This is a genomic window from Mesorhizobium sp., from assembly GCF_024509055.1.
Lineage (GTDB): Bacteria > Pseudomonadota > Alphaproteobacteria > Rhizobiales > Rhizobiaceae > Mesorhizobium.
The window spans coordinates 1-9,828 of the sequence record NZ_JANINM010000522.1 but is presented as its reverse complement, the minus strand read 5'-3'; the positions used below and the strand labels follow the sequence as shown (position 1 = coordinate 9,828).

At 65.0% G+C, this 9,828-nt stretch carries 9 protein-coding genes; 6 read left to right on the top strand and 3 right to left on the bottom strand.

Features of this window, described 5'->3' with window-relative positions; genetic code table 11:
* Positions 1–134: 134 nt before the first annotated feature.
* Positions 135–1,448, bottom strand: a complete 1,314-nt coding sequence (locus Q0L57_RS31070) for a hypothetical protein (RefSeq protein WP_296746917.1) — start codon at positions 1,446–1,448, stop codon at positions 135–137.
* 390 nt (positions 1,449–1,838) lie between these two features.
* Positions 1,839–2,480, bottom strand: coding sequence for a cysteine hydrolase family protein (locus tag Q0L57_RS31065; RefSeq protein WP_296746916.1), 642 nt, complete (start codon positions 2,478–2,480; stop codon positions 1,839–1,841).
* Between the two features lie 125 nt (positions 2,481–2,605).
* Here Q0L57_RS31065 and Q0L57_RS31060 point away from each other — a divergent pair, with 125 nt between their 5' ends.
* Positions 2,606–3,583: a helix-turn-helix domain-containing protein gene (locus tag Q0L57_RS31060; protein WP_296746915.1), complete on the top strand. Its 978-nt coding sequence runs from the start codon at positions 2,606–2,608 to the stop codon at positions 3,581–3,583.
* On the opposite strand, the gene Q0L57_RS31055 is transcribed toward Q0L57_RS31060, so the two are convergent.
* The gene (locus tag Q0L57_RS31055) at positions 3,570–4,127 is read right to left on the bottom strand and encodes a sugar O-acetyltransferase (RefSeq protein WP_296746914.1); all 558 of its coding nucleotides are present in this window, start codon (positions 4,125–4,127) and stop codon (positions 3,570–3,572) included. The two genes, Q0L57_RS31060 and Q0L57_RS31055, sit on opposite strands and share 14 nt — an antisense overlap.
* 127 nt (positions 4,128–4,254) lie before the next feature.
* Here Q0L57_RS31055 and Q0L57_RS31050 point away from each other — a divergent pair, with 127 nt between their 5' ends.
* The 5 genes from Q0L57_RS31050 to Q0L57_RS31030 form a co-directional block, all read left to right on the top strand.
* The gene (locus Q0L57_RS31050; RefSeq protein WP_296746913.1) at positions 4,255–4,713 is read left to right on the top strand and encodes a DUF4126 domain-containing protein; all 459 of its coding nucleotides are present in this window, start codon (positions 4,255–4,257) and stop codon (positions 4,711–4,713) included.
* The gene (locus Q0L57_RS31045) at positions 4,713–6,089 is read left to right on the top strand and encodes an FAD-containing oxidoreductase (protein WP_296746912.1); all 1,377 of its coding nucleotides are present in this window, start codon (positions 4,713–4,715) and stop codon (positions 6,087–6,089) included. The genes Q0L57_RS31050 and Q0L57_RS31045 overlap by 1 nt, the downstream gene beginning before the upstream one ends.
* Before the next feature lie 127 nt (positions 6,090–6,216).
* Positions 6,217–7,389, top strand: a complete 1,173-nt coding sequence (locus tag Q0L57_RS31040) for an MFS transporter (protein WP_296746911.1) — start codon at positions 6,217–6,219, stop codon at positions 7,387–7,389.
* A 92-nt stretch (positions 7,390–7,481) separates the two neighbouring features.
* Positions 7,482–8,537, top strand: a complete 1,056-nt coding sequence (locus tag Q0L57_RS31035; RefSeq protein ID WP_296746910.1) for a succinylglutamate desuccinylase/aspartoacylase family protein — start codon at positions 7,482–7,484, stop codon at positions 8,535–8,537.
* A 240-nt stretch (positions 8,538–8,777) separates the two neighbouring features.
* The coding region (locus Q0L57_RS31030) for a chorismate-binding protein (protein WP_296746909.1) at positions 8,778–9,828 on the top strand (1,051 nt) is incomplete at its 3' end.

The window sequence follows — 9,828 nt, the reverse complement described above, 5'->3', positions numbered from 1 at the left end:
CCAAGGCGCCGTCGTCAGAGAAGATCTTCCTCAACGAAGCTGGCCAGATCGAAGGTCTGTTCTAGGGCATCGTTCGAGCTGAAGTTGAAAGGGCGCCGCGCTGCCGCGGCGCCCTTTTTGTTTGCGCGGGTCGCTTACGCCACCGTGGAAGAGCCGAACTTCTTGATGCCTGCCACCGACATGCTGACGAACTGGTCGAGGACCGCGAAGAAGATGTCGAGGCTGAAGCCGAACAGAAATGCGAATGTGAACAGGCTGAAGCCTATCCCGGTGACTTCGCCGCCGAGCTTGGTGCCGGGCGCCATGAACCAGGCCAGGATCATGCCTGCCAGCGCGCCAAGCGCGATGCGGTGGATCAACCTCGCCAGCGGCGGGTTGGGCAGCAGCGGATTGAGGATCATGCGCATGTGGAACATGATGCCGCCAAGCGCGCCGTAGAGCGCGGGCAGGATCCACAGCGCATAGGGGCTGAGGACCTCGCCGAGCGTCTTGGCCTGCAGCGTCAGCGCCGAGATCGAATTCGGCGTTATGGTGATGACGCCCTCGCATAGGAGGCTGCGCGTTGCTTCATCGAAATCGGCGTTCACGTCGTCCGCCTGGTCTGCCGCACCGGCGGCGCTGGCGACCTGTGTGTTGCCTTGGCCGCTGTCGCCGTTCTTGCAGTCGAAATCCGACTGCTTGAGCGGCTGGCCGTTCTCCGCCCCACCCTGTTGCTGTGCCAGCGCGACCTCCTGGTTGCAGAACTGGTTTATGGCCATTTGGCGCGGGTTGGAGAAATCCGGCGTCGCACCTGCCTTGGCCGGCGATGTGGTAAGCTTGCAGTAGGCCCATTGCATGCCCCAGACCGGAAACGGGGCCTCCTGTGTCGTGAAACCCTGCGCTCTCACCAGCAGCGAAGAAAAACGCTGGTCGAGCGAATGCAGGCTGTCCACGGAATTGTAGTAGGCATCCTTCAGCAGCGTCAGGTCGGTCGTCGACGCCTGCTGGGCGCTGGCCGAACTCAGTTGCTTCTTCGTCGCCCAGACCTGCCTGATCGACTGGCCGAACCTGGCGCTGAAATCGTTGTTGTCGATCTCCTGCAGTTCGGTGCTGATCGAAACGCCCCGGTTGTAGACATAGGTCAGCTTGCCGATGACGATCATCATCGTCACCGACAGCGCGACAAGAAAGTACGTCGCAAGCGCGGTCCGGCGCGACATGTCGCCCGGCGACCACCCGGTACGAAGGGCCGCCAGGGTCGAGAACGGCACGGTGGCGGAGCAGTCGTTGAGCACCGATTGAAGCTTGACGACCTCGGGCTGGCTTGCCGTCACATCGTTGAGTTTCTCAGCATCGCCGATGGCCGCGAACAGGGCGCTGTCCTTGAACACGCCGTAGCGCCCATAGCCGGCCACCAGCTTCGCATCCGCGAGCAGGCCGGAAACGAGGGGATCATGGGATGTCGCCATCGCAGATTCTCCGACGACTAACCCAGGTAACCCGGCACAAAGCCGTACTGCGACGGGCATCCGCAAGGATAGCCGGGAGGCCCGGGCGGCTGCGCCCAGCACCAGAAGAACTGAGTGAAGCAGATCGTGCCGGGCGCGTGCGGCGGCACTTGCGCGAAAGCCGGCCATGGCAGCAGGGCGGCGCCGACTGCAAGAGTCAGAACAACCACGGTCCGTGCGATGCGCGTTTTCAATCCAGCCCCCAGCCGACCGCGCCAATCCTCCGCAGGATGACTCCACAAAGGCGAAACGACTTCTGTGAAGCGGGTCACGCTTCCGCTGGATTACCTCCCGGCGACAAAAGGGCGCCGGATCACCACGGCGCCCTTTGCGTTTTCCACATCAATTCGGCTACGCCGCGTTGCGCTTCAGCGCCCGCTGGTTCGATGCGTAGATCGTGTCGCGTTCCGGCAAGGCGCCGGTCTTCAGGCAGTCGATCCAGTCGCCGGTTTTCAGCACGGCGGCGAAGCGCGACTGCAGGATGATGCTCACGACGCGATGGATGTCCTCTGCCGACGCGTAGCCCGCGCTGTTGGCGTAGGGCACCGAGCCGCTGGCGTCGGACAGGAATTCCACCGCGAAGCCCATGTGCACGGCATGGATGATGGTCGAAAGATCGCAATTATGCGTCATGTAGCCGACGACCGCGATCGTATCGATGCTGTTGGCGCGCAGCCAGTCCTCGAGGTCTGTGCCGGTGAAGGCGGAAGGCAGCATCTTCTCCACATAATGATCGCGGGCGCGCCTGGCGATCTCGGAGTGCAACTCACCGCCATGGCTGCCCTTGGCGAAGATCGGCGAGGTCTCCGGCGCCATCTGCTTGACGACCACGATCTTGATGCCGGCCTCGGCCGCGGCGTCCATTGCCCGTGCCACGTTAACAACGGAATCCGCGAAAGGCGGATGCTGGATGGCGAGATTGCCGCCATTGTAGTCGTTCTGGACATCGACGACGACAAGCGCGCGGCGCGGCTGGGTGGCTGGTGCTGACATGACGTTTCCTCTCGACGTTGTTGATGGGCGCAAGCTAGGCCGAACATCATGGCACAAAAAGTGTCCCAATTGACATCATTCGAAAGAATTGGGACATTCGCATTTTCAACCGAACGATGCCTGCCATGAACAGCCCAATCATCGCGGCCGTCGCCTTCGACGGCATCAGCCCCTTCCACCTTTCCGTGCCATGCCTTGTCTTCGGCTCTGACCGCACGAAACTCGGCCTGCCGCGCTTCGACTTCCGCGTCTGCGCGATGGAGGAAGGGCCGATCAGGACCGATGCCGGCCTCGAGATCGTGGTGCCATATGGGCTTGCCGCGCTCGATGCCGCCGACATCGTCATCGTCCCAAGCTGGAAGGATCTCGACGCGCCGTTGGCCGAGCCGTTCAGCCAGGCGCTTCGCCGCGCGCATGAGCGCGGTGCGCTGATCGTGGGTCTGTGCCTCGGCACTTTCGCCATCGCCGCCGCCGGGTTGCTCGCCGGCCGGAATGCGACGACGCATTGGGCCTATACCGATCAGCTGCAGGCGCTTCACCCCGACATCGCCGTCGACGCCGGCGTGCTCTATGTCGACGACGGCGACATTGTCACCTCCGCCGGCGTCGCCGCCGGGCTCGACTGCTGCCTGCACATCGTGCGCGCCCGCTACGGCGCAGAGGCAGCGCTCCGGCTTGCCCGACACGTCGTGCTGTCGCCGCACAGGCAGGGCGGACAGGCGCAGTTCATCGAGCGGCCGCTGGCACCGACGCCGGCTACCGACCGGTTTGCGCAGGCCCTGGACAGAGTCCGGGCGACACCTGGCGAGGCGCACAGCCTCGACAGCGTCGCCGAAAAGGCGGGCCTCACCCGGCGCACTTTCACCCGCCGCTTCCAGAAATCGGTCGGCGCCAGCTTCGGCGACTGGCTGGCCGACCAGCGCGTCGCGCTGGCGCAGAGGCTGCTGGAGCAGACCGAGAAATCGATGGATATGGTGGCCTTCGAAGCCGGCTTCGGCAGCGCCACCTCGCTTCGCCAGCATTTCGCTGCCCGGCTGAAGACCTCGCCGATGCAGTACCGGCGTGAGTTCTCCAGGGGCGCGGCAGCGCTCAGCGGCGTGTGACCGCCCGCGCCGGGTTGCCGACCACGGTCGTGTTGGCCGCCACGTCGCGTGTCACCACCGCGCCGGCACCGACAATGGCGCCCTCGCCGATGCTGACGCCGCCGAGGATGATGGCGCTGCCGCCGATCCAGGCATCGTCGCCGATCGTGACCGGCTTTGCGATCTCCAGCCCGGCCCGACGGCCTGCGGCTTCCCTGTGGTGCTCGGCGCAGTAGATCTGCACGTTGGGGCCGAGCAGCGTCCTTTTGCCGATGCGGACCGGCGCGGTGTCGAGGATCGTGCAAAAGGCATTGAGGAAGGCGCCGTCGCCGAGGAACAGGTTGAAACCATAGGCGCAGTGGAATGGCGCCTCGATGCGCGCGCCTTCGCCGGCGCTTCCGAGCAGCGCCCGCAGGGCCGGACCGATATCGCGGCGCTGCCGGGGCGGCAGGCTGTTGTGCTCGAAGACGGCATCGCGCGCCGTGACACGAAGCGCCTCCAACTCCGGGTCGATGCAGGTGTACCACTCCCCCGCCGCCATCTTGAGGCGTTCGCTCGTCTTCATGCATGTCTCCGACACTGTCTGTTGCGAAAGCATAATCCACCGCGCGGGAAAAGCCCGTGGCCAAACGCTTGGCCTATGTTAGCTTTGCTCGCCGGGTTTTCCCCGGCTTCGTGATGGAGGGGTCGCGATGCTTTACGTTCTTGCACTGCTGATTGGTATCGTCGCCGGCCTCCGCGCTGGAACGGCGCTTGCCGTCACCGCGTGGGGCGCCTGGTTCGGCTGGCTGCCGGTCGCCAACACCTGGGCGAGTTTCGTCGGCCACTGGATCACCGTCGGCATCTTCACCATCTTCGGCATCGTCGAGCTCATCACCGATCAATTGCCGTCGACGCCGAGCCGCAAGGTGCCGCAGCAGTTCGGCGCGCGTATCGTCGTCGGCGCCTTCTCAGGCGCGGTCATCGGAGCCACCGCCGGCGCTACCGTTGGCGGCCTGATCGCCGGCGCGATCGGCGCGGTCATCGGTACTCTCGGCGGCGCCGAGTTTCGCTCCAGGCTTGCCGCCGCTTTCGGCAAGGATCCGCCTGCCGCCTTCATCGAGGATGCCGTCGCCATCATCGGCGGTCTGCTGATCGTGGCGGCGGTTTGATGGGCGCGACGGCCTTCGACGCCATCGTCATCGGCGCCGGCCAGGCCGGCACCCCTCTTGCCGGCCGGCTCGACGCCGCCGGCATGCGCGTAGCGCTCATCGAGCGCAAATTTGTCGGCGGCACCTGCGTCAACACCGGCTGCATGCCGACCAAGACAATGGTCGCAAGCGCCTACGCGGCGCACCTCGCCCGTCGCGCCGCCGACTATGGCGTAGCGCTCTCCGGCCCCGTCGGGGTCGATTACAAGCGGATCAAGGCGCGCAAGGACAAGGTGACGAACGACGCCCGCGGCAATCTCGAAACCTGGATAGAAGGGATGAAGGGCTGCACGCTTTATCGCGGCCATGCGCGGTTCGAATCCGCCAACACCGTACGCGTCGGCGACGAGTTGCTGACTGCCCCCAAGATATTCCTGAACACCGGCGGCCGCGCTTCAGTGCCCAACCTGCCTGGCCTCGGTGACATCCCCTATCTCACCAATTCCTCGATGATGGATCTCGACGTGCTGCCAAGCCACCTGATCGTCGTCGGCGGCAGCTACATTTCGCTCGAATTCGCGCAGATGTTCCGTCGCTTCGGCTCCGAGGTCACCGTGATCGAGAAGGCGCCGCGGCTGACCGGCCGCGAGGACGAGGATACCTCGGCGGCCATCCTGTCAATTCTTGAGAACGAACGCATCACCGTTCATGTCGGCGCGGGCGACATAAGCTTCTCCAGGCAAGGCAAGGATATCGCCGTGGCCTTTTCCGCCGACAAGCCGCCGGCGGTTGGATCGCACGTGCTGCTGGCGCTCGGACGGGTTCCGAACACAGACGATCTCGGCCTCGACAAGGCCGGCGTGGAACTGGACCAGCGCGGCTTCGTCGTCGTCGACGATCAGCTGCGTACCAGCGTTCCCGGCATCTGGGCGATGGGCGATTGCAACGGCAAGGGCGCCTTCACCCACACCTCCTACAACGACTACGAAATCGTCGCCGGCAACCTGCTCGACAACGATCAGCGCAAGGTCAGCGACCGCATCGAGACCTACGGTCTCTTCATCGATCCACCGCTTGGCCGCTGCGGCATGACGGAGGCCGCGCTGAGGAAGTCAGGCCGCCGTGCGCTCGTCGGTCTCCGGCCGATGACCCGCGTCGGCCGCGCTGTCGAAAAAGGCGAAACGCAAGGCTTCATGAAGATCCTCGCCGATGCCGACACCAGGCAGATCCTGGGCTGCGCGGTGCTTGGGCCGGGCGGCGACGAGGCCGTGCATTGCGTGCTCGACCTGATGTACGCCAAGGCGCCGGTCGACACGCTGGCAAGGGCAGTTCACATCCATCCTACGGTTTCGGAGCTGCTGGTCACTATCGCGCAGGAGCTGAAGCCGTTGACCTGAGGCCGGCTCGCCGCCCCCCGCGGCCGCTCTCGTCTTTCTGCATTGCTGCATTGCAACAATGGCGCTTGTGCGCCGGGCATGTCTAAAGTCACTCTTGATTTTGAACCGATTCATTTCCGGACCTCCCATGCCGCTGCCGATCCTAGCGCTTGCCATTGCATCCTTCTGCATCGGCACCACCGAATTCGTGATCATGGGTCTTCTGCCGGAGGTGGCGGCCGACCTTGGCGTTTCGATCCCGTCCGCCGGTCTTCTGGTCACCGGCTATGCGCTGGGTGTCGTCTTCGGAGCGCCGATCGTCGCCGTCGCCACGGCGCGGCTACCCCGCAAGCCGGTGCTGGTCGGCCTCGCCGCGCTCTTCGTCATCGGCAATCTCTTTTGCGCCATCGCGCCCAACTATTGGCTGCTGATGGCGGCGCGCGTCTTCACGGCTTTCGGCCACGGCGCTTTCTTCGGCATCGGCTCGGTGGTTGCCGCGAGCCTGGTGCCGCGCAACAAGCGGGCAAGCGCCATCGCCCTGATGTTCGCCGGCCTGACGCTTTCCAACATCCTGGGTGTTCCGGCCGGCACAGCGCTCGGTGAAGCCTTTGGCTGGCGCGCCACCTTCCTTGCCGTGGTCGGCATCGGCCTGGTGTCGGTCGCGGCAATCGCCTGGCTGGTGCCTTCGGATGTCGCCGAACCCAGCGGCGGCGGCCTGCTCGGAGAACTGCGTGTGCTCGCGAAGCTGCAGGTATGGCTTGCCATGCTGATCGCTTCGCTCGCGTCGGCCAGCCTGTTCGCGGTTTTCACCTACATCAAGCCCTACCTCACCGAGGTCTCTGGCCTGTCCACGGCGACCATCACCTGGGTGTTGCTCCTGTTCGGCGCCGGCATGACCATCGGCAACATCATCGGCGGACGGCTGGCGGACTGGAAGCTGATGCCGACGGTGATTGCCACGCTGCTCGGCATGGCCTTGCTGTTTATCGTGTTCGCCGAGCTGGGCGCCATGGCGACGGTCGCAATCGCTATCGTTTTCCTCTGGGGCATGCTGATCTTCATCGTCGTGCCGCCCTTGCAGATGCGCGTCGTCGAGGCGGCTTCCGACGGCCCGAACCTCGCCGCGACGCTGAACCAGGGCGCCTTCAATGTCGGCAATGCCGGCGGCGCTTGGATAGGCGGCCTCGCCATCGCCTGGGGCGTGTCCTACGCCAGCTTGCCACTGGTCGGCGCCGTGTTGGCCCTGCTTGCTGTTGTCGTAGCCGTCCTGTCGCAGGCGCTTGACCGTCGCGCCGTGTTGCAGACGCAGCCAGCCGAGTAGCCGCTGTGCGCTGACAGCCCGGTCCGCCTGGACCACTCGACAGCCGGATCGCAAAAATGCATGTGTGTCACCTCTTCAAGCGGAGGTATCCCATGCAGAAGACGATTGAACGCATCGCCGGCGACAGCGAGGGCGTCGCTTACGAATTTCCGGTCTTCCGCTTCGAGGGCACCGACAAGGCGGCCCCCTCGGCTTACCTGCAGGCCGCCCTTCATGCCGGCGAACTGCCGGGCGTGGTCGCCATCGACGCACTGATGCCGATGCTCGCCAAGGCGGAAGCCGAGGGCCGCATCAAGGGTCCGATCACCGTGGTGCCATGGGCTAACCCAATTGGCCGCGCGCAGTATCACTTCGGCGAACACCAGGGTCGCTTCCATCTCGGCACCCGCACCAACTTCAACCGCGCCTTTCCGCTGCTTGCCGCGCCGGACACCAAGCTGCTGCCGGACACCACCCTCGGCGGCGCCGACCAGCGGCTGAAGACGCGGCTCGTCCAATTGTCACTCGGCCACGACATCGTGCTCGATCTCCACTGCGACGACGAAGGCCTTGCCTACCTCTATATCCACACCAGCCTTTGGCCGGCGATGGCCGACTGCGCGGCGGCCATGGGCGTCGACGCGGTCGTGTTGTGGGGCGAGGACACCGACGGCACGTTCGAGGGCGCTTCGATAATGCCCTACCAGAACGCGCCTGCGAGCGTCGCTCGCTTCGACCGCCGCGTCGCCACCACGGTGGAGTATCGCGGCATCCTCGACGTCGATGGCAAGCTGGCCGCATCCGACGCCGAGGGGCTCTATCGCCTGCTGGTGGCACGCGGTGTCATCCAGGATTCGTCCGTGCAGAAGCCTGGCAAGTTTTCCGCCGCCGTAATTCCGCTCGAGAACATCGACATGATGCCCTCGCCCAAGGCTGGCGCCATCCTCTACGACGTCAAGCCGGGCGACCGCGTCGCCAAGGGTGACAGGCTGGCGACGATCGTCCACGCGCCCGGCGAAGCGAATGGCCGGGCCGAGGTCTTCGCGCCGCAGCCGGGTCTCATCCTGACCAGGCGCTCGCGCCGCATCATCCGCGCCGGCGAAGACCTGTTGAAGCTCGCCGGCGACAAGCGAAGCGGCGACGCGCGTTCGGGCACGCTCGAGGACTGACTGCTCGCTCCGCTGTCACCATCGGCATGAAATCCAGTTGCGCGGCGGGCCATTCGCCGCTATGGGAGTCGCCATGAACATGCGCTCGAACAAGACCATTTGGTGGTGGGCTCGCTGACAGCGGCCTGTTCGTGCACGTGCGCGTGAAAAGGAAGGTGGCCGCAACGGAATGTCCGGGCGGCCATTTGTTTTTTCTAGCCATTCCCGGGTCCGTTGCCCAAAACGCTGATGGAGACGGCAATGACGACGACAGTTCTGGACAACGGGGCCGAGCGCTTCGTCACTGCGGGCGGCGTGACGATCACTCGCGAGCGCCATGACAAGCCCTATGACGGCGCGATCGACGCTTACATCGAGGGGCTGAATTCCCGCCGCGGCGCGGTGTTTTCCTCGAATTACGAATATCCCGGGCGCTATACGCGCTGGGATACGGCCATCATCGATCCGCCGCTGGTGATTTCCGCGCGCGGCCGCGCCATGCGCATCGAGGCGCTCAACAAGCGCGGCGAAGCGCTGCTTCCGGTGATCAGCAAGGCGCTTGCCGCCCTGAGCGAAGTGACGATTGCCGAGACGTCGCCAAAGCTGATCCGCCTCGATGTCGCCAAGCCCGGCCGGGTCTTCACCGAGGAGGAGCGCAGTCGCGTCCCGTCCGTTTTCACCGTCCTTCGCGCCATCACCGCGCTGTTCAAGACCGCCGAGGACGCCAATCTCGGCCTTTACGGCGCCTTCGGCTACGACCTCGCCTTCCAGTTCGACCCGGTCGATCACAAGCTCGAGCGCAAGGCAAGCCAGCGCGACCTCGTATTGTTCCTGCCGGACGAGATCCTGGTCGTCGACCATTACTCGACCAAGGCCTGGACCGACCGCTACGACTATTCCGGCGAAGACTTTTCGACCGAAGGCCTGCCCCGCGACGCCCATGTCGAACCCTTCAAGACGGCCGACCGCATCCCGCCGCGCGGCGACCACGAACCGGGCGAATACGCCGCCCTGGTGCGCAGGGCGATGGAAAGCTTCAAGCGCGGCGACCTGTTCGAGGTCGTGCCCGGCCAGATGTTCTACGAGCGCTGCGAGACGCAGCCCTCCGATATTTCGCGCAAGCTGAAATCGATCAACCCCTCGCCCTATTCCTTCTTCATCAATCTCGGCGAAGGCGAATATCTGATCGGCGCATCGCCGGAAATGTTCGTGCGCGTCAACGGCCGCCGCGTCGAGACCTGCCCGATCTCCGGCACGATCAAGCGCGGCGACGACGCCATTTCCGACAGCGAGCAGATCCTCAAGCTGCTCA